General features: G+C 36.9%; 14 protein-coding genes and 1 pseudogene. 11 read left to right on the top strand and 4 right to left on the bottom strand.

The annotated features are described in order from the left end of the window. Positions 1-6: 6 nt before the first annotated feature. Positions 7-1,182 carry a M24 family metallopeptidase gene (locus C4S38_RS01025; RefSeq protein ID WP_103982171.1) on the bottom strand — a complete coding sequence of 392 codons (1,176 nt, stop codon included), beginning with the start codon at positions 1,180-1,182 and terminating at the stop codon, positions 7-9. 307 nt (positions 1,183-1,489) lie between these two features. Here C4S38_RS01025 and C4S38_RS01020 point away from each other — a divergent pair, with 307 nt between their 5' ends. The 4 genes from C4S38_RS01020 to C4S38_RS01005 all read left to right on the top strand — a co-directional run bounded on the left by C4S38_RS01020 (position 1,490) and on the right by C4S38_RS01005 (position 8,445). Further along, the gene (locus tag C4S38_RS01020; protein ID WP_103982170.1) at positions 1,490-1,840 is read left to right on the top strand and encodes a hypothetical protein; all 351 of its coding nucleotides are present in this window, start codon (positions 1,490-1,492) and stop codon (positions 1,838-1,840) included. A gap of 32 nt (positions 1,841-1,872) precedes the next feature. After that, positions 1,873-4,065, top strand: a complete 2,193-nt coding sequence (locus tag C4S38_RS01015) for a DUF4838 domain-containing protein (protein ID WP_103982169.1) — start codon at positions 1,873-1,875, stop codon at positions 4,063-4,065. 184 nt (positions 4,066-4,249) lie between these two features. Next, entirely contained in the window at positions 4,250-5,968 is a 1,719-nt protein-coding gene (locus C4S38_RS01010; RefSeq protein WP_103982168.1) for a phosphoethanolamine transferase, read from the top strand. An 11-nt stretch (positions 5,969-5,979) separates the two neighbouring features. Further along, the gene (locus C4S38_RS01005; protein ID WP_103982167.1) at positions 5,980-8,445 is read left to right on the top strand and encodes an ATP-binding protein; all 2,466 of its coding nucleotides are present in this window, start codon (positions 5,980-5,982) and stop codon (positions 8,443-8,445) included. Here C4S38_RS01005 and C4S38_RS01000 read toward each other — a convergent pair. Further along, on the bottom strand, positions 8,442-9,275 hold the full coding sequence (locus tag C4S38_RS01000; protein WP_103982166.1) for an exodeoxyribonuclease X C-terminal domain-containing protein: 834 nt from the start codon (positions 9,273-9,275) through the stop codon (positions 8,442-8,444). The genes C4S38_RS01005 and C4S38_RS01000 overlap by 4 nt on opposite strands. Positions 9,276-9,702: 427 nt before the next feature. Here C4S38_RS01000 and C4S38_RS00995 point away from each other — a divergent pair, with 427 nt between their 5' ends. Together C4S38_RS00995 and C4S38_RS00990 are read left to right on the top strand one after the other, a co-directional pair. Next, entirely contained in the window at positions 9,703-11,037 is a 1,335-nt protein-coding gene (locus tag C4S38_RS00995) for a sigma-54-dependent transcriptional regulator (RefSeq protein WP_103982165.1), read from the top strand. Positions 11,038-11,255: 218 nt separating this feature from the next. Continuing rightward, positions 11,256-13,526 carry an LruC domain-containing protein gene (locus C4S38_RS00990; RefSeq protein WP_103982164.1) on the top strand — a complete coding sequence of 757 codons (2,271 nt, stop codon included), beginning with the start codon at positions 11,256-11,258 and terminating at the stop codon, positions 13,524-13,526. 45 nt (positions 13,527-13,571) lie between these two features. Here C4S38_RS00990 and C4S38_RS00985 read toward each other — a convergent pair whose 3' ends face one another. Both C4S38_RS00985 and C4S38_RS00980 read right to left on the bottom strand, forming a co-directional pair. After that, positions 13,572-14,528, bottom strand: coding sequence for a GNAT family N-acetyltransferase (locus tag C4S38_RS00985; protein WP_103982163.1), 957 nt, complete (start codon positions 14,526-14,528; stop codon positions 13,572-13,574). 7 nt (positions 14,529-14,535) lie between these two features. After that, positions 14,536-15,447: a DUF2156 domain-containing protein gene (locus C4S38_RS00980; RefSeq protein WP_103982162.1), complete on the bottom strand. Its 912-nt coding sequence runs from the start codon at positions 15,445-15,447 to the stop codon at positions 14,536-14,538. 207 nt (positions 15,448-15,654) lie between these two features. On the opposite strand from C4S38_RS00980, the gene C4S38_RS00975 reads away from it, so the two are divergent. The 5 genes and pseudogenes from C4S38_RS00975 (at position 15,655) to gnd (ending at position 20,532) form a co-directional block, all read left to right on the top strand. Then, entirely contained in the window at positions 15,655-16,467 is an 813-nt protein-coding gene (locus C4S38_RS00975) for an AraC family transcriptional regulator (RefSeq protein ID WP_103982161.1), read from the top strand. A 22-nt stretch (positions 16,468-16,489) separates the two neighbouring features. Continuing rightward, positions 16,490-17,347 (top strand): AraC family transcriptional regulator, encoded by an 858-nt coding sequence (locus C4S38_RS00970; protein WP_103982160.1) that lies wholly within the window; start codon positions 16,490-16,492, stop codon positions 17,345-17,347. A 162-nt stretch (positions 17,348-17,509) separates the two neighbouring features. Beyond that, positions 17,510-17,614, top strand: a pseudogene (locus C4S38_RS00965) (DUF417 family protein); the annotation flags it as partial. Positions 17,615-17,676: 62 nt separating this feature from the next. Then, complete coding sequence (locus C4S38_RS00960; RefSeq protein WP_103982159.1) at positions 17,677-19,056, top strand: FAD-dependent oxidoreductase; 1,380 nt, start codon at positions 17,677-17,679, stop codon at positions 19,054-19,056. Between the two features lie 12 nt (positions 19,057-19,068). After that, positions 19,069-20,532: a decarboxylating NADP(+)-dependent phosphogluconate dehydrogenase gene (gene gnd / locus C4S38_RS00955; RefSeq protein ID WP_103982158.1), complete on the top strand. Its 1,464-nt coding sequence runs from the start codon at positions 19,069-19,071 to the stop codon at positions 20,530-20,532. The last annotated feature ends 1 nt before the right edge of the window (position 20,533 follow it).

Below are 20,533 nucleotides of genomic sequence, written 5' to 3'. Positions count from 1 at the left end.
GTAAGTTTAAGATAACTCGATTATTTCTTCATTGCAGCGGGTCAACTTTTCAATACCGGTATCAGTCACCAGAAAACTATTTTCTATACCCACAGCTCCTACGCCGGGAATAACAAATTTCGGTTCCAGGGCAAATACCATATTGGGGGCTAGTTCTTCTTTAGAACGGGGTGTTAGTACAGGCAATTCGTTTATTTGGATACCGATGCCATGCCCTATAAACTTAGCTTGTTGCTTTGTTCCCATGAAATAGGGGGAAAGGCCTTCTTTCTCCACGATTTCCATTGCCGCATTATATAAATCTGCACAGGCTGTTCCTGGCTTAGCATTACTTTCTATTTTATTTTGTATGGTAAGGGCAACCTGATGGGCGCGGTAGGCCAGGTCTGTAAGTTTCCCAACGGAGAAAACGCGTGTCATGTCAGTCATATATGGAGTATAGTTCCCTGCCATATCTACCATGATGGCTGTTCCTTCTTTTAAAACCGTTCCGTTTGCCCCCAAAGGACACGATGCATCCATTCCAGCTCCACCTAAAGCAAAATCAAAAGGAGAAGGGACTTCTGCATTTTCTCCGGCCAGAATACTTCCCATGAATATGTCCATATTGGCGCCGAATGCCCTGAATAAACCTATCGATCCGTTTTTTCTCATTCGCTTTTCTATTTCATACTGCAGTTCCAGGTCTGTCATTCCGGGATGGAAGCATTCCGGAATTTCCGCATAAGTAGCAACGTGGTTTTGGGCTGATATCCGGAATTGTGAAATTTCCCGGGGTGTCTTTATCATCCGTAGCGTACGCATCAGAGTGGTTGCATTGCCTGTTTCTTTTGGATTAAAAACAGACTGCAACCGGACGAAATCATTATAAGTTAATTCGTCTGCTTCCAATAGCAGTTTGCCAGGCATTTTTAGTCCTTGTTTTGCAAAAGTTTCTGTTATCTGTTCCGGTTTGCGTATATAAACTACGTTATTGCCTGATAACCCGTTTGGCCGTTTTACAAAGAACCAGGGAGTCCCTTCTGCCGGTATGTAAAAATATCCGCTGTAAATGCGACCGGTCGTATAATATAGATTAACATCTACGGTAAGTAAGCATCCGTCTGCTTCTATTTTTTGCATAGCTTGTTGTATGCGTTTCCATTTTAATTTCAGGTCACCAATCAATTCTTCTTGTATCATTTTTTTGGAACTTTTTATTTTTATTCAAGCATCAAAGGTATTAATAATTGTAAGGAAAAAGAGCTGTTCTATATTAATTATTGATTAAAATATGTCATAAATACCTACATGTAGGTACTTCTTTGTCATTTTCCGAAATCATCCCGATCTTTTTTCAAAACCATCCCGATGAAATTAAAAATTCATCAGGATGATTTGTTTTTGTGATATTATTTGTAATACCTCATTGGATAAAAGATTCGTAGATTACGGCGAAAAACAGTATATTTGCATAATCCTGTAGAATGATATTATAGAATTACGGTTTATGACAAAAATACAAGAAACACTGGCTGCACTGCCGGAAGATAAAAAAATACAGTTTATACCTGTTTTTGGTGATATAGATACTTTTTATACGGTGGTTTATCTTATTGCCCGTAATGAACATATAACGGATATTGAGAAACCTGAACGTTATGAAGACAGATTGCAGATGATTCGTCAGATACGTGCGAAAGTAAAATGTTTAGTAAATTCTTTCGGGCTGGATGGGGAAAATATAGTTGCTGATATTGCGAGCGATTATTTTGAGGATTATGTTAACTATAAGGAGCCGGAATTTATTATTACGAATGATGAATTTATTGCTATTGTCCGGAAAATTTCAAAAGCCTGATATAAATCGATATATTTCTAAATCTAAATAACATGAAACTAAAAAACACGTGTGCAGCCCTGCTCTTGTTAGTGGCGACAGGAATAAATGCACAAATTCAGTTGGTAAAAGACAATAAACCCGTTTCGAGGATTATTGTAGACAAACAAAATGCTGTGGATGACCAGGCTGCACTTTTATTGCAGGATTTTGTGACCCGGATAAGCGGAGCAAAGTTACCTATAGTTTATAGTAAAAAGGCAAAACCGGGGGATGTCGTAGTAGGAAAAGGAGATACTTCGGGATTAACCGAAGACGGTTTCCGCCTGGCGACGGATCAGGGGATTCTTTACATTAGTAGCGGAGGAGATAAAGGTTCTATTTACGGGGTCGTAACATTACTGGAGGATTACCTGGGAGTTGCATATTATACGGCAGATACCTATACAGTTAAAGAGCAGTCTACTATAATTTTGCCGGAACTGAACCGTGCGGAAAATCCTGCATTCCGTTATCGCCAGAGTCAGTGTTATGCTTTGAAAGATGATCCGGTTTATAAACTTTGGTTTCGTTTTGAGGAACCTCAGGAAGTATTTGCAGGAGGTTATTGGGTGCATACGTTCGACAAAATATTACCATCGGATATATACGGAGTTTCCCATCCGGAATATTATTCGTTTATTAATGGAGAACGCCGTCCGGGCAAAGCCAGTCAGTGGTGTTTGACAAATCCTGAGTTGTTTGAAGTGGTAGCACAGAAAATAGATTCTATTTTTAAAGCAAATCCTGGGATGAATATGATTTCGGTTAGCCAAAATGACGGGAATCATACCAATTGTACTTGTCCGGCTTGTAAAGCTTTGGATGACCGGGAGGGAGGACCTTCGGGAAGCCTTATCTATTTTTTGAATAAACTGGCCGAGCGTTTTCCAGACAAGGAATTCTCTACTTTGGCTTATCTGTACACAATGCATCCTCCAAAGCAAGTGAAACCATTACCTAATGTAAATATCATGCTTTGTGATATTGATTGCAAACGTGAAGTTCCGTTGACGGATAACGAATCGGGACAGGACTTTATGAAAGCAATGGAAGGTTGGTCTGCTATCAGTAAAAATATATTTGTATGGGATTATGGAATCAATTTTGACAATTTTGTCTCTCCGTTCCCTAATTTCCCGATATTGCAGAAGAATATTCAGCTATTCAAAGAACATAATGCAACAATGCATTTTTCGCAGATAGGAGGCTCCAAAGGTGGCGATTTTCCGGAAATGCGTGCTTATATGGTGAGCAAACTGATGTGGAACCCATATCTTAATACAGATTCGCTGATGCAAGCCTTTATGGATGGTTATTATGGTGCTGCTGCTCCATATATTTATCAATATGAAAAACTGTTGGAAGGTGGTCTGCTGGCAAGTAATGTGGATTTATGGATATATGATTCTCCTGTTACGCATAAAGATGGCATGTTGAATGCCAAATGCCGTAAACGCTATAATGAATTGTTTGACCAGGCAGAACAGGCGGTTGTATCAGATAAAACTCTGTTAGACCGTGTACGTCTTTCGCGTTTGCCATTGCAATATGCAGAACTTGAAATTGCACGTGCTGAGGGCGGGCATGATGTAGATGAGATAAAGGCAAAGTTGGCCTTGTTCGATGAAAGAACGGCTTACTTCAACGTGCCTACGCTGAACGAACGGAGCAATTCACCTCACGAATATTGTCAGTTATATACGGAACGTTATCTTCCGGGTAAGGCAACCAATCTGGCAAAGGCAGCGAAAGTGATCTGGCTGACACCCCCTTCCGGCAAATACAAAGCAACAGGAGAAACAGCCCTTACTGATGAACTGTTTGGCGGAACTACCTTTGTGGAAAGCTGGGTAGGTTGGGAAGGCGTAGATGGCGCTTTTATTCTGGATATGGGAAAAGAAACGGAATTTTCGTCAATTGAAAGCGACTTCTTGCATCAACTGGGGCAATGGGTGCTGCTGCCTAAAAGCGTTACTTATTCGGTATCTGCCGATAACAAGACATATCAACCTTTCGGAGCAAAGTCTCTGGATGAAGACCGGTCTGTCCAGGTAAAATTTGTCCAGGTAAAATGTGAAGCGGATGCACCAGTGACAGCCCGTTATATAAAGGTAGAGATAGAAGGTGTGAAGACATGTCCGTCATGGCACTACGGGGTAGGTTACCCGGCCTGGTTCTTTATAGATGAGGTAACGGTAAGGTAATATCTTGCGTATAAATAAGTGAAAAGTTATTTTAATGGGATTTTAATCCTGTTGAAATAACTTTTTTTGTGTCTCTGTACAGTTATTATCCAATAGATAACAACTATTTTTGTCAGTTCCAGAAATTCGTTTTCCGGATCAGAAGTCGTATGTTGGGTTAAATGGATGATATATAGTATAGATAATGAGGCGTTGTGATAAGTTGGTACATTGGATTTCTTTGCAGAAGCATCTTTTTTTTGTTTTTGCTTTTTTATTTGTTGTGCCTAATTTTGTGTTATTCTTTACGGAATCCTTGCCAATAACGGTTGGAGTGGCTTCTATACTATTGCCGTTAGCTTTCTGGATGGGATTATTATTGTTGACCCGCAAGCCGGGCATTGTAGTCTGGTGCTTTTTACCTAAAGTGATATTGGATGGGGGGCAATTAGTATTATTGTATGTTTTCGGCCAGTCTGTAATAGCCGTAGATATGTTTCTTAACCTGACAAGCTCTGATGCATCGGAGGCCAGTGAGTTGTTGGGGAACTTAATTTTGATAATAAGTTGTGTGTTCTTTTTGTATACGCTTCCTACTTTATGGTTAGCTTTCAGATCGATTCGTTCTAAAAAAGTTCTATCTGCTTCTTTTAGAAAAAAATGGGCGAAAATAAGTTTGCTTATGTTTATTACAGGCGTTGTATTCTGTTTTTTATCTCCTTTACAAGATTATCGTTTTTCTCTTAAAGATGATATTTATCCGGCAAATGCTTTATACAATTTGTATTTTGCTATAAACAAAGCGGAGAAAAATGCGAATTATTCGAAAACATCTGCAAATTTTAAGTTTGATGCAACGAAGCCTGTGCAGGCGGAGGGGCGGCGTGAAATATATATATTGGTAGTAGGCGAGACTTCAAGAGCAATGGAGTGGAGTCTTTATGGCTATGACCGCGAAACGACCCCTTATATGGAAAAACTTGCAGGATTAGCACATTTTACGGACGTGGTTACTCAATCGAATAATACGCATAAAAGTGTGCCTATTATCCTTTCGGCAGCATCGGCAGAAGATTACGGAGTTATATATAGCGGAAAAAGTATTGTTACGGCTTTTAAAGAAGCAGGTTTTCATACGCTTGTGATAGCCAATCAGAAACTAACTACTTCTATGATCGGGGCTTTTTACCGGGAAGCCGATACTTTTATAGACATGAGCCAGTTTAAGGCAGGTTCTTATTTAACATCTTTGCATGACGGTGCTATTTTACCGTATTTGCAAAAGGAACTGGATAAATCGAAAGGAAACGTATTTGTGGTACTTCATACTTATGGCTCTCATTTTAATTATCATGAACGTTATCCGAAGGAATTTTCAATATATAACCCCGACCAGGTAGAGGGTATACGGGCATCACACAAAAAGATATTGCGGAATGCTTATGATAATTCGATAAGGTATACGGATTATGTATTGAATGGAATTGTTGAAATTTTAGGGAAGACGAATGCATGTGCTTCCATGATGTATCTGAGTGATCATGGAGAAGATATATTTGATGATTCCCGCAACCGTTATCTTCATGCTTCTCTGATACCGACTTATTATCAGTTGCATATACCTTTATTGATTTGGTTTTCTCCGGAATATCGTGAAGTATATCAGGAGAAATACCAGACCGTAATGGCTCATCAATCTATACCGGTGAGTACAAATACGGTTTTCCATACTATGCTGGATATAGCAGGAGTACGTACTTCTGTTGCCGATTCGACACTGGCCGTGTCGAATCATGCTTATATAATCCGTGACCGGATGTATTTAGGGGATCATGACGACCCGATACCATTTTGGAAAGTAGGCTTGAAAAAAGCAGACTTTATAATGATGGATAAATGGAACATTGCTTACGATAAAGACTGATTTTTTTATAAATGAGTAGTCAAAACAGACATATAACAAGTAAAGTTGTTTTCGGCTATATATTATTGATAAGTATAGCTGTATGTTCTGTTGCTTACACTTATCGGATTGTGCAGCAAGTGGCCGGAGAAGAGCAGCCAGACAGTACTTCAAGGCGTAAAGTCTATTATGTTACGAATACTTTGTCTCTTTTGTATGAAAGTGAAGCTTTGGGACAACTGGTGGGAATACCGGATAATGATTTGACGCATTTTAACCGAACACTTAACAAAGCCCATCAGAATATGGATACGTTGCGTGTGCTGATATCGGATTTGCAACAACAAGCAAAAATAGATTCAATAGATATGATGTTGGAGCAGAAACGCCGGAATACTCTCAATCTGTTGGAAACCTGGAATGAAGCTAATGCAGAACGTCTATATACTGAAAATATAGAAAAAGTAATAGCCATACAAGATACTGTGGAAGAACGGGTTGAGTTGCAGGATCGGATTCATATAAAAAAAGATACAGTTGTGATTCCTCAGAAACGCCGGGGCTTTTTTCGACGTCTGGCTGAGGCTTTTTCTCCTTCTAAACAAGATACGAACATCGTAGTGAATACTACGCGCGAGATTGTATCGGATACACTTTTAAATGCTTTTAGTCCATCTGATACGATTGTAAGTGTATTAAAAAGCATACAGGATAGTGTAGCCGGGCAACGTAAACAATTAATAGATCTTTTAATGGTGCGTGCTGCGAACTTGCGTTATAACAATAGCGTGATAACTAGTAAGATAAATCAAATGTTACGCGATATTGAAGAGGAAGAGGTTAACGCTTCTCTTGGGCGGATGACTAAAAAACAGGATTTGCTTCGTGAAACTTCCCATTTAATCGCAGGCATAGCTATTATTTCGGTTATTATTGCAGTACTATTTTTATTCTTTATCGGTCGCGATATTTCACGTAGCCAGTATTATCGTTTGCAGTTGGAAAAGGCGAAACAATACGCTGAAAATCTTTTGCGCAGCCGCGAGAAATTAATGTTGACAATCAGCCATGATATACGTGCTCCGCTTTCATCCATAATAGGTTATATTCAATTGTTATTGAATTTGCATCCGGATGAACGTCAAAGGTATTATCTGGAAAATATGACTGGTTCTTCCAATCATATTTTGTCATTAGTAAACGATTTACTGGATTTTCATCGGTTGGAATCCGGGCGAATGGAGATACATCGTGTTCCATTTAATGTAGCCACACTATTTAATGAGATATATACGAGTTTCAAGCCTCTGGCAGATGCGAAAAAATTGCAATTTGTCATGAACCTGAAAGACCGGTTTATGGATAAAGCTTATGTAGGAGATCCTATCCGTATACGTCAAATAATTGGTAATCTTTTGTCCAATGCCATTAAATTTACTCAAGAGGGGCGGGTTGTGATGGTTGTCTCTATTAATGAAAATGAGGCGGTTTATCAGCTTTCTGTCATAGTTTGTGATTCGGGACCGGGTATACCCACGGAGGAACAAGGCCGTATTTTTGGCGAATTTACCCGTTTGCCGGAAACGGATGAGGAAGAAGGGTTTGGTTTGGGGTTATCAATTACCCATAAACTTATATCATTAATGGGTGGAGAATTATCATTACAAAGTACATTGGGGGAAGGAAGTGATTTTACTGTGATTTTACCACTTTCTTTATCGGATATACCTGTTCAATCTCCAACTCAGGAACGGGAGAATGGTAATGTTGTTCATACTTTTGATAAACGGGATATCTGTTGTCTTCTTGTAGATGACGATCCTTTACAGCTAGCTTTGACAGAAGAACTTTTGAAACAAAGCCATGTAAAAGTAGTATGCTGTACAAATCCGCATTCGGTACCTGAGTTATTGAAAAATACTTTTTTTGATGCAATAATTACGGATATTCAAATGCCTGGTATGGATGGTTTCCATTTGTTGGACATGATACGGACTTCGGGCATACAAGGTACGGAAAAAGTACCTGTTATTGCTCTTTCTGCGAGTGTGTCAAAAGAACATGATCATTATTTGGATGCAGGGTTTACGGCTTTTCTTAATAAGCCGTTTACAGCTACACAGTTAATATCTTTGTTGAATAAGTTGTTGACTATAAATCTTGAAGTAAAGACGGAATTGAACTTTTCGTCATTAACAGCATTTGCAGGAGAGGATAAAGAAGCATCGGCTTCTATTCTTCATACGTTTTCGGAGGAAACGAATAAAAGCATAGTACTTTTGCAAGAAGCAAAATCTAAACATAATAGGGAGGAAGTAGCACGATTGTCTCATAAATTAATACCTCTTTTTACGATGTTAGGCGCTAATACATTGGTTCAGCAGCTAAGGTTGCTTGAAAAAAACGATGAAGAGTTGTCTGATACCGGTTGGATGCATTTGTTGTCCGAAGTTATAGAGCAGGCTGTTGTTATAGTAAAACAGGTAACAGGAAATTAGAATTTGATGTATCCTAATTTGGTATATTTTATGCCTCGTATTTCAATATGTTTTAAGATTCTTGCTGACAATAAATGTATTTTTTCTTCCACTTTGTATGCATGGGTATAACAACTTAAAACACGTGATTCGAAACTGTGCTCTTTTGCTTTGTATGTAAACAGGAATAAATTTTTATCTGTGTCTATAGCAGTAATAAGTTGATCTACGTAAAAATAAGTACTCCCGTTCTCTATCCTTGTTTTATAAGGGTCATCTTCAATCCGTACTTTTGTTATTGTCAGATTTAGGTTGGTGAGCTTATCACCAGGAGTTCCAACAAAAGAACTTATTGGCGTTTTGTATTTTTTGCGGGTATATAAATCTATATATATCTGGCTATAAGTGACAGCTATCTCTTTAAATCTATGTTCACTTTTTGTCTGTGCCTCATATTTATCGGCAAGCCAGCATACATACCGTGGATCTATTGTGTAAATATCCTGTAAGTGATGCCCTCTGTATTTTCCGAAAGAAATAATGTCATCGCCATGGCTAAAAAAAGAATCTGTTTTGTCGGTTATGTATAGCGGTAAAAAGGAGTTTGCCACCATGTGAATAGCTTTGTTTATTGAACTGATTGCATTTAATTCTAAATTGGAAATATATACGGATGGATGGTGAACAGCATTAAGATTAAAAAACCAAAGCGTGTAATAAAGTGTTTTATTATTAGGAACAAGAATATAATAACAACTTTTGTCGGTTATTTTTCCTTTGTTGAATGTCTCTAATTTGTCAAATATGAGTTTTTCAACCTCTTTGGATATGTCTGGTAATTTAGTATTCATCTTATCGTCTAAGATAAGACTTTTTTGCTAATAAGTCAAACAGGAGTTAAAACTAAAAAATAATAAGAGTGAACAAAATGTGTGATAGCAGGTGTGGATAAATTCTACAATTGTGGAAGGGTATTCTACATAAATAAGAAAAGAATTTTTATGTAAGGAAACATTATATGCTACTTATCTGTTCATAGATAGTATTTTATGGATTTAAAGGCGTGCTTTTGGCAGACTTTGGCACGAAATTGGAATTGATTTAACTGAAATCGAAAATTGGCGTTTCTACATTTAAACCGTTATAAACAAAAGATTCGCAAGTCCGAATATTCTATTAAGTCTGTAAAATGAAAGGGCATTCCATATTGGATGCCCTTTTTGTTTGTCTTTTCAAAATTCCTTTAATACCTTTGTGTAACATTTAAAACGTATAATTATGCCATCAATCCTTATAGTTGAAGATGATATAACTTTCTCCCTGATGCTGACGACATGGCTTGGCAAAAAAGGTTTTGAAACGGCAAGTGCGGCATCTGTTTCGGAAGCAAGGCAAAAAATAGAAGGTGGTAAATATGACCTTGTTGTATCAGATTTGCGTTTGCCGGATGAGGATGGTATTTCATTATTAAGATGGTTGAAAGGGAAATATCCCGTATTACCTTTGATCATGATGACTAGTTATGCGGAGATTCAAACTGCTGTACAGGCTATGAAATTAGGAGCGGCAGATTATATAGCAAAACCTCTGAACCCGGAAGATTTATTAAATAAAATAAATGAGGTATTCAAATCTTCTGGAAATAAGACGATAGAACCGCCTGTTGTTAAATCTGTTAATGAATCTCAGAGTTCTTTATATATAGAAGGACAAAGTTTGGCTTCACAACAAATGTATGAACATATTCGTTTGGTTGCCCCTACGGATATGTCTGTATTGATAATGGGAGCAAGCGGTACAGGCAAAGAGCATATAGCACGTCGTATTCATGAGCAGAGCAACCATAGTAAAGCTCCATTTATAGCGGTGGATTGTGGAGCTATTCCAAAAGAATTGGCAGTCTCAGAATTTTTCGGACATGTGAAAGGCTCATTTACCGGAGCAATAGAAAATAAGACGGGTGCTTTCGTTGCGGCACAAGGGGGTACGATATTTTTGGATGAAATAGGAAATTTATCTTATGAAGTTCAGATACAATTATTACGTGCTCTTCAGGAAAGAAAAGTGAAGCCTATTGGCAGTAATCAGGAAATAGCTATAAATGTACGCCTTATTTCTGCTACTAATGAAAATTTGCGCCAGGCTATAGATAAAGGGGATTTTCGTGAAGATCTTTATCACCGTATAAATGAATTTACTATCCGGATTCCGGATTTAAAAGAAAGAAAAGAAGATTTATTGTTATATGCAAATCATTTTCTTGATTTGGCAAATAATGAATTGAATAAAAATATAATCGGATTTGATAGTGCTACTTTGCATTTATTCCAAACTTATTCATGGCCGGGTAATTTGCGCCAGATGAAGAATGTTATTAAATATGCAACTTTGCTTGCGGCCGGCCGCTACATTACATGTGCGGAGTTGCCGGAGGAATTAAAAATTCCGGAACAGTCTTTTTCTAATATTCAATTGAAAAATGAAACGCATGAAAGGGATTTAATTAAAAAAGCATTGATAGAAGCCGGATATAATAAAACACGTGCTGCCCAGTTATTGGGAATTGATAGAAAGACTCTCTATAATAAACTGAAACTTTATCAATTGGATTAATTTTTAAGAATAATGTTTTTTTGTAAATTTAATAAATCTATAATAAACATATTGCGTTGCGTATTTTCTGATCTCCTTTGTTTTTTATATGATATAATCTGTTTTTCTTAATTGTGAATAAATGTTATAAGTATTGATTTCCTTTGTTTTTTGTATGCATCGATAGTTTTTATTCTACTATATTTGCAGCGAGGGTAAATATAATAAAATGTTTGATTATGAAGTGCATATTAAAAAAGAGGGCGATCTTTTTCATTCCTGTACTGATGATACTGTTTTTTGCATGTACAAAAGACGTATATGAAGGTGAAGATCCTAAAAAACCGGATTCAGGTAATACTAGTGGCATTCCTGATGATTTTGATTTTACAACTGTAAAAAAAGCGAAATTGACTGTAGATGTAAATGATCAGTTCAATGGGAAATATTTTTATGTTGTGGAGGTATATGATGCAAATCCTTTTGCATCAAAAAGTGCTAATCTGTTAGGGAAAGGAGTTGGTAAAAAAGATGCTCCTTTTGTTGTGGATTTAATCTATCCTCTTATTTTAAAAAACGTATATGTAAAGCAAACAGATCCTCTTCAACGTGAGAGCGTGAAAGCTTGTGATGCGACAGTTGACGTAATAAATTGTACATTTGGCTCTGTTGCTGCAACAAAAAGCCTGTCTGATACTAATTTGCGTAGCGGAACAGTTTTATCTGCTTCAGATTATCCTTTGCCTGCTGATTATACGGATTTATCTGACGTATCTGATGGTTATCAGTTACAAAATGGAAATTATTATATTCCGGAAGGTGTCTTATTAAATGCTAGTAAACTAAAATCATATTGGGCAGGAAATTCAGCTTTATATGTTGCCGGGACAGTAACTTTAACCAATTGGTATATGGCCAATAATGATAAAATTATTGTTTTACCTGGAGGAAAAGTTATTATAAATAGTATGTCTGGAGGGACAATTGGCCAGTCGAATACTATGGTTGCTGTGCATGGCTCTACTGCTTCTAAGTCGGAAGGCAGTATAGAATTTACATCAGGAAGCATTCAAGTTGATCCTGGTGCTACTATAATTAATGATGGTACTTTGATCGCAAAAACCTTAAAAATCAACGGAAAGGTTATTAATAATGGTACCATGGAGATTACAAAAAATGGAAGTGGTGGAAATTTTGATCAATTATTGCGTAACGCGTCATTGGTAATGGCAGGTAGTACTTCTTATTTTGAAAATAATGGGCATTGTTCATCAGCAACTTTTGGGTCTGTTCAGGGAGCTATACTGATTAATAGTTGCAGCTTGGATATAGAAAATAAAATGTATTGTGATGGTACGGATATTGAATTGGTAGACGGTAGTTTGTTTAAATGTGACGAATTTAAAGGTAATGGTCTTAACGTCAATATGTTTGGCTCTGCTGTTGTGAAAATTGAAAAATCAGCGACTTTTGTATGGAATAATAAAATAATCGGACATAATGTTGATCAATTTATACCTACAATAATGATGAAATCATATATTGGGGGAAGTGGTGAAGGTTCCGCCTTTTTTGGTGGAATATTAAATTTGATTTGTTTATCTGATTTTTCGGGAGATTGTAAAATGGAACAAGGGGTGACTTTATCACGTGTTCCTGTTAATGCAGTAGCTCCGACAACTTGTAATGATGACGGAATAGAAGAAAACCCGGGAAGCGGAACACCTTCCGATCCGAAGTTTCCAATAGAAGTTGCTCTTTCTACATATTATATTTTTGCTATGGAAGATGGCTGGCCAGGGAATAGCGACTATGATATGAATGATTTGGTTTTAGGTGTGAAAAACTTTATTTATTCTCAAGATAAGGATAACAATGTCGTTTCGATGGAAATTAATTTAGACATGAGAGCTTTGGGGGCTACTAAAAAGTTAGGGGCTGGTGTGCAATTGGATAAAGTAATCCCATCTTCGATTAAAAGTGTAACTAGGACTGCATTGAATGATATTTCTGTAAATAATTATTTTGTTTCTTCCGGAAATGGGGTTGAAGGCTCATCATATGCCGTAATTCCGTTGTTTGGTAATGCGCATGCTGCATTTGGAGTGCCAAACGGACAAATAACAAATACATATAAAGGTGCGGATGCGGTTGTTTCTGGAAACATTCTATGTAAAATAGATTTTACGGCACCGGTAGCTATGGAGAACGTAAATGTAAATGCGTTGAATTTCTTTATTGTGAATGGAGGTGATTCGAACAACAGATCAGAAGTGCATTTAGCAGGTCGGATTCCAACAGAAAAGGTGAAAGGTGATACTAATGGATATAAGTCGGATGATAACATGATGTGGGGCTTTATGATTCCATACGATGATTTTAAATATCCATTGGAAGGTATAAATATTATGGAGGCTTATCCTACGTTTGCAAATTGGTGCAAATCCGGAGGGACACAGGATACTGATTGGTATAAACATCCGGTGGATGATAAAGTATTCACTGAATAAATAAAAAAGGTTTCGGAAGCAATCTCCGAAACCTTTTTTATTTATTTAATCAAGCATTAAACTGATAAATGCTTTTTTGTCAGGATAATCCAACAAATGCTGTGTTAATGTTTGAATGTCCATATTCTCTAAATCACTTTTAGATAAAGGACTATGAGGGTGTTTGGAATGCCAGTGATGTATAAGTCGTTTTGTATCTATTACTTTAGCCATACCTTTGGGCATTGTACTGGGAGGAGTTGGTGATATTTCGCAGATTGCTTGATTTACATTGTTTTGTAATGTGGCTTCCTGAAGTAAAAGAGCTTTTATATCTTCATTGTCATACATCAACTCTTTTGCGTAAATATTTTTTTGTCCGTTTGAGTCTATAAATAAATGAAGGAAGATCATACCTACAGGTTGTTCGTTTTCATTGAGTGCCGTAAGCATTTGTCCTCCATTAAGTGCCAGGTCACGAAGAATAGTTACAAAATCGTCATAAGTATGTAATACGCAGCATGTACGCTCCCTGAGTTTTTTATCGAAGTATTTATACAATGTGTTCATTGAATCGACCTCAGGAGGAACTACTGTTAATAATGGCTTTTGAACGACTATTTGAGGACGGATATAGGTTTCTGTTGTATAATCGAAGGCCTCGATGTAACCCTGTTCACGGTAGTAATTGAATAACCTTGTGTTTGCAGGTATTAATGCAGTTATTGCAACATCCCGTTTTTTCATTTCTTCAAAAGCTTCTTGTAGCAATTGTTTCATTAATCCTTGACCACGTTGTTCAGGAACTGTACATGCACCTGATATATATGCTACCGAAATTTCGGTACCAAAGTAGGTCATTGTGTATGGGAGCATTTGTAATGCAGAAACAATTTGTCCGTTTCTTTCGATTGTTAGCGTATTATCATCTTGATATACGCGATCAAAATAAAGGTCTATAAATGCTTCGGAATCACCGAAACATGTTCTCCATAAATCTTTTACTTGTTGTTTTTTGTTCATAACGCTATTATTTTAGTATTGGTTTTTTTATAGCGGCACATTTTTCAAGTAGAATAGTAGGGTTATAAGAAAGCTTGGCTTGGCGCAGACCTGGTATACCTAAATCTTCTTCCCGGTTGACATATATATATTGTTCGGGCAGATGAGATGCAAATTCTTGATTTACTAAGGTGTATGCTCCATCATAATTTACATCAGCTTTTTCTACATGAACAGCAAATGTGTTGTGATTGACCGGTGCTCCAAAAGAAAATGCCACAATCTCTCCTGCGACACAGATGGCTCCTCCAATTAGTCCCAATTCATTGTAATGATGGAGGGCATAAGTCAGTGAACGACGTTCGTCATTTAATTCTTCGTCATCTTTCTCTGTTAGGTTGGCTTTATACCATTTGCATTCTAATTCGAGGCATTGAGGAACTATATCTGGGGTGATAGGCATATATTCATAAGAATATTGCTTTTTAAAATTATTGATATGATTGCGTTTGGATTGGTATTTTTTTCCTTTCAGAGAAGCCAAATTCTCACGAAGATATATATAGTCATAATAGTCTCGTTCAGGAATGTAATAAAAATCTTTAGGTAAAACCCTTTCTAATTCTGTTTTTGCGTCAGGAGTAATTCCTAGCATACATAGAGGATGACCGTGTTTTAGAGAATCTTCTTCTAATAGATTAATTATAGATTTTAGGTCTCCTTTACCTACTGGCATCATATATGCAATTCTACTTTTATCTTCAAGCCAGAAACGGATTAAAAGATATCCTTCTACGATAGCAAATTCGCTATTATATAGAAATCGCCAACTACACATGTTGGCGAACGAAAAATCACAGTTGCGATAATCGCTTGGAAAAGTGAATGAAGTGATAACTTCTCTGTCATCCAATGTTATAGGTTTGAAAAATATTTCCATTGTTTTGTTTGTTCTTTTTATAGTGTGCAAATATAGAACTAATAAGGATGTTTGAATGTTCAGACTTTATAAATAAACTTGATTCACTTATAAGTATTTTAGATAGTGCTTTTTTATTTGAATAATTATGAAATGCGGTATCTGATCAAAACTAATAACTATCTTTAAATGTTTATTGAGCAAATCAATTCTTTAAATGCATAATATATGGGGAATAGTATAAATAGAATATTGCCAATAGACCTATATCATATGGTTTCTGTACCTGAATTAGTACTGGAACGAGCATTAAAAATATATCATGTGAAAGATGGGAAGGGAGAGGCTTTGCCTTCTTTTGAAACAGGTACATTAGTTGTGATTTGTACCGGAGGCTCTTTTTCTTGTAAGGTAAATAAAGACGATTGTAATATAGTAAAGGGACAGGTTTTACTTGCTGCAGGTGAAGGTGTAACAAGTGTAAAATCATTTATAGAAACTAACTTTAGCGGTATAGTTGTCTTTGTCTCGGAGGAATTTTTGATTAACCGGCAACGTTTGATTATTCGGGATATTACTGAGAAAGAAATAAATGAAGCAATGACTATGCTTAACTTAATAGAGTCGCAATTGAATACTCCCAGGGAAATACGGGCTAAGGTAATTGAATCTTTGTTGAGAGCTTTAGTTATCGGTTTACAGTATTCTGTGCATGAAGAGAGAATAGAGAGGGATGATATTCCTCTTTTTTTCCATGATTTGGCTTTATTGATTAGTCGTTACCATCATTCTCCGGCTTATTTTTATGCAGAAAAATTAGGATTGAGTTCACCGGAATTTAATATGAAATGCCGTCAATATTCTCAAATGACAGCTGTGGAATGGATTGCAGATTATGTATTGTTGGAGGCAAAGGATCTACTTCGTAAAACACGTTTACGTCCGTCGCAAATTGCTATTATGCTGGGATTTTCGAACCAAGATACATTCTCCAGATGGTTTCGGCGGCTGACGGGAGAATTCCCATCCGAATGGAAATGAATAATTATAAAACAAATATATTATGAATCTACTTTTTGAAAACGCAAAAATGAAAGGGAAAATACTTCTCTGTAATACTTTGCATGAAAACAACACCGCTTTGAGAGATAAAGAATTTTATAAATTTATATGGATACTTTCTGGTGAGATTGAACTGGAAATTGATCATCAAAGGGTTATATTGAAAGCTAATCAGTTGATGTCTTTATCTCATTTGTACCGTTTGGAGTTTGTACGGATAGAAGGTGAATATATTGCTTTATTATTCAATAGTAATTTTTATTGTATACATGGAAATGATCACGAAGTTTCGTGTAATGGCTTATTGTTTCATGGATCGTCTCAAATAGTTATTTTTGACTTAAAAGAAAAAGAACGTGATAAGTTGGAAACTTTGTTAGGCATTATGCAAGTGGAGTTTGAAGATTGTGACCATTTGCAGGAAGAAATGCTTCGGGTTCTTTTAAAACGTTTTATAATTCTTTGTACCCGTATTGCTGAGAACCGTCATGGTGTAGCTCCGGAAAATGGCTCACAATTTGAAATAATCCGGAAATTTCATGTATTAGTGGATACATATTATAAAGAAAAGAAACAGGTCCAGGAATATGCAGATATGTTGAATAAATCTCCTAAAACTTTGGCTAATATATTATCTTCTTACCATCAGCCTTCAGCCATCCGTATTATACATGATCGGATTAAGGCAGAAGCTGAACGATTATTACTTTATTCCAATAAAAGTGCGAAGGAAATAGCTGTAATTTTAGGATTTGAAGATCAGGCAACTTTTAGCCGCTTCTTTAAAAAAACAACGGGCCTGAGTACTTCAAATTATCGTTCTGTCTATAAAAATAAAGCTGAGAAAGTTTTAGAATAGGAAAAATTGCAAATTATAATAGGAAAATAACCATTTCTTACGTATAGAGCAGCCGTTACTTTTGCAATAATAATATTAATACCTGAATATAAGTGATTATGAAAACAAAAGTAACAGCTTTTTACAACGAGTTTCTTCATTTAGCAGCATCTTCTAATCGTACCTTTACTTTCAGGAGCAGGCAGATTAGTGATAAAAGATATAGCTATTTTAGCCGGAGCCCTTATTCTTCTTTCTGATACGGCTCGAAGACTTTTAAAGAAATAATACGAACAATTAGGTTAAAATAAGTGTTGTTTTAATAGTTAATAATAGGAGAAAGGACGGCAATGAAAAGATATAATGCAATAATTATAGGTTTTGGTAAAGCAGGAAAAACATTAGCTGCAGAGTTTGCGTCTCGCGGATGGAGTGTTGCAATTATTGAACGTTCATCAAAAATGTATGGCGGGACTTGTATTAATATTGGTTGTATTCCGACGAAAACACTGGTACACTTGTCTAAAGTTTCGGAGTATCGGAGACCTGCTAGTTTTGATCAATATGCAGAAGAATATAAAAAAGCGGTCAAAGCTAAAAATGATTTAACTTCTTTTCTCCGTAAAGTAAATTACGAAAAATTAAATACAAAAGATAATGTAATTGTTTACACAGGTGAGGCTTCATTCCGTTCTCCTTATGAAATTTTAGTGAAGTCTTCTAAAGAAACCATACAAATTGAAGGAGAGAGAATTTTTATTAATACAGGGGCTTCGACAATTATTCCTAATATAAACGGTATAAAGGGAAATCCTTATGTTTATACAAGTACATCAATTATGGAACTGAATAAATTGCCCAAGCGTTTGGCTATTATAGGTGGAGGGTATGTAGGGTTGGAGTTTGCTTCAATGTTTACAGGATTTGGTTCAAAAGTTACTGTTTTAGAGGCAGGTGAACATTTTATTCCCCGGGAAGATAGAGACATTGCTGCGGCAGTCAAAGAAGTATTGGAAAAAAAGGGAATAAATATCCATCTGAATGCAATTGTTCAGACTATAGAGCATGATTCTAAAAAAGCATCTGTTATTTACAGGGATGCGATAACAGGCGAAACAACAAAAGTAAATGCGGATGCTATTTTATTGGCAACAGGTCGTCGTCCTAACACAAAAAGTTTGGACTTAGAGGCAGCTGGTATTAAAACAGATAGTAGAGGTGCTATAGTTGTAGACAAGCATTTACGTACAAATGTAGAGAATATCTGGGCGGTTGGAGATGTACATGGAGGACTTCAATTTACCTATTTATCTTTGGACGATTACCGGATTATCAAGGAAGAATTGTTTGGTAACGGGCATCGTAACTTGGACGATAGGCAAGCAATTGCATATTCTGTTTTTATAGACCCTCCTTTGTCCCGTGTCGGAGTAAGTGAAGAAGAAGCCTTGAAAATGGGTAAGAATATAAAAGTAGCCAGAATGCTTTCGGCTGCTAATCCCAGAAGTCGGACTCTCGGCCAGCCGGAAGGCTTATTGAAAGCGGTTGTGGATAAAGATACAGGATGTATTCTGGGGTGTACCCTTTTCTGTGCCGATTCTAGTGAAGTTATAAATATAGTGTCTTTAGCTGTGCGGACAGGTGAAAACTATACATTTCTTAGAGATAATATTTTTACTCATCCTTCAATGAGTGAAGCATTGAATGATTTGTTTTCTATGATAAATTAAAATAACAATGATATGGATAATTTTGAAAAATCTGATATTGGACTGATTGGTTTAGCCGTGATGGGTGAAAACTTGGCCCTGAATATGGAAAGTAAAGGTTTTAAAGTCTCTGTATATAACCGGACAGCTCCTGGTGAGGAAGGAGTTGTTGGCCGTTTCCTTGAAGGACGGGGGAAAGGGAAAAACTTTATAGGAGCCTTTTCTATAAAAGATTTGGTTGAGTCAGTTAGCAGACCCCGCAAAATAATGATGATGGTTAAAGCCGGTTCTCCGGTTGATGAACTGATAGTACAACTTGTTCCGTATTTATCTCCCGGCGATGTTATCATTGACGGAGGCAATTCGGATTTTCTTGATACAGAACGCCGTGTAAAGGAGGTTGAAAGTTTAGGAATGTATTTTATTGGTACCGGTATATCGGGTGGCGAAATCGGGGCATTGTATGGACCTTCTATTATGCCGGGTGGTTCGCCTGCAGCCTGGCCGTTGGTAAAAGATATCCTGCAGGCTATAGCAGCAAAATTGGATGATGGGACTCCGTGCTGCCAATGGATTGGTCCGGGTGGTTCAGGGCATTTTGTTAAGACTGTACATAATGGTATCGAATATGGAGATATGCAACTTATATCAGAGGCTTACTCGCTTTTAAAAAATCTTGCAGGATTGGATAATGAAACATTAGCACGTGTCTTTGATGAATGGAATAAAGGTGAATTGGATAGTTATCTGATTAATATTACGGCAGATATACTTCGTTATAAAGAAGGTGGTACTTATTTGTTGGATAAAATTCTTGATGTGGCAGGCCAGAAGGGAACCGGTAAATGGAGTGCCATTGCTGCTATGGACGAAAATGATCCGTTAACTTTGATTACAGCGGCTGTTTATGCACGTATGCTTTCTGCATTGCAGGATGAACGTAAAAAAGCATCGGGGCTATATCCATATGTAGGTATTCAAGAAGAAACAACTCTTTCGACAGAAGAGTTTCGTATGGCTCTTTATGCATCTAAATTGGTTTCGTATGCACAAGGATTTTCTCTCCTTCGCCGTACTTCCGAGCACTACGGGTGGAAACTGGATTATGGTACTATAGCAATGATATGGCGTAAAGGGTGTATTATTCGTTCTGTATTTTTGCAGAAGATAACGGAAGCATATCGTAAACAACCGGAGTTGGAGAATCTGTTGTTTGATGATTTTTTCCGTAGTAAAATACAAACTTCGCTTCCTGCTTGGCGTAAATCTGTATCTGAAGGTGTGATGAATGGCATCGCTTTGCCTGCTATGAGTGCTGCACTAAGTTATTTTGACGGACTGAAAACGCTTCATTCTGCTGCAAATCTTATCCAAGCGCAACGTGATTACTTTGGAGCTCATATGTATGAACGGGTGGATTGGGAAAGAGGGAAATTTTTTCACACAAACTGGACTGGTGAGGGAGGACAGACAGTTTCCGGTAGTTATAACGTTTAAA

The sequence above is a fragment of the Parabacteroides chinchillae genome (genome assembly GCF_900108035.1).
Lineage (GTDB): Bacteria > Bacteroidota > Bacteroidia > Bacteroidales > Tannerellaceae > Parabacteroides > Parabacteroides chinchillae.
This window is presented reverse-complemented; position numbering and strand designations above follow the sequence as displayed.

Coding starts and splice junctions, on each gene's coding strand:
- C4S38_RS01020 (WP_103982170.1), top strand. CDS start 1,490: ATGACAAAAATACAAGAAACACTGGCTGCACTGCCGGAAGATAAAAAA.
- C4S38_RS01005 (WP_103982167.1), top strand. CDS start 5,980: ATGAGTAGTCAAAACAGACATATAACAAGTAAAGTTGTTTTCGGCTAT.
- C4S38_RS01010 (WP_103982168.1), top strand. CDS start 4,250: ATGAGGCGTTGTGATAAGTTGGTACATTGGATTTCTTTGCAGAAGCAT.
- C4S38_RS00980 (WP_103982162.1), bottom strand. CDS start 15,447: ATGGAAATATTTTTCAAACCTATAACATTGGATGACAGAGAAGTTATC.
- C4S38_RS00970 (WP_103982160.1), top strand. CDS start 16,490: ATGAATCTACTTTTTGAAAACGCAAAAATGAAAGGGAAAATACTTCTC.
- C4S38_RS00995 (WP_103982165.1), top strand. CDS start 9,703: ATGCCATCAATCCTTATAGTTGAAGATGATATAACTTTCTCCCTGATG.
- gnd (WP_103982158.1), top strand. CDS start 19,069: ATGGATAATTTTGAAAAATCTGATATTGGACTGATTGGTTTAGCCGTG.
- C4S38_RS00960 (WP_103982159.1), top strand. CDS start 17,677: ATGAAAAGATATAATGCAATAATTATAGGTTTTGGTAAAGCAGGAAAA.
- C4S38_RS01015 (WP_103982169.1), top strand. CDS start 1,873: ATGAAACTAAAAAACACGTGTGCAGCCCTGCTCTTGTTAGTGGCGACA.
- C4S38_RS00975 (WP_103982161.1), top strand. CDS start 15,655: ATGGGGAATAGTATAAATAGAATATTGCCAATAGACCTATATCATATG.
- C4S38_RS00985 (WP_103982163.1), bottom strand. CDS start 14,528: ATGAACAAAAAACAACAAGTAAAAGATTTATGGAGAACATGTTTCGGT.
- C4S38_RS01000 (WP_103982166.1), bottom strand. CDS start 9,275: ATGAATACTAAATTACCAGACATATCCAAAGAGGTTGAAAAACTCATA.
- C4S38_RS01025 (WP_103982171.1), bottom strand. CDS start 1,182: ATGATACAAGAAGAATTGATTGGTGACCTGAAATTAAAATGGAAACGC.
- C4S38_RS00990 (WP_103982164.1), top strand. CDS start 11,256: ATGAAGTGCATATTAAAAAAGAGGGCGATCTTTTTCATTCCTGTACTG.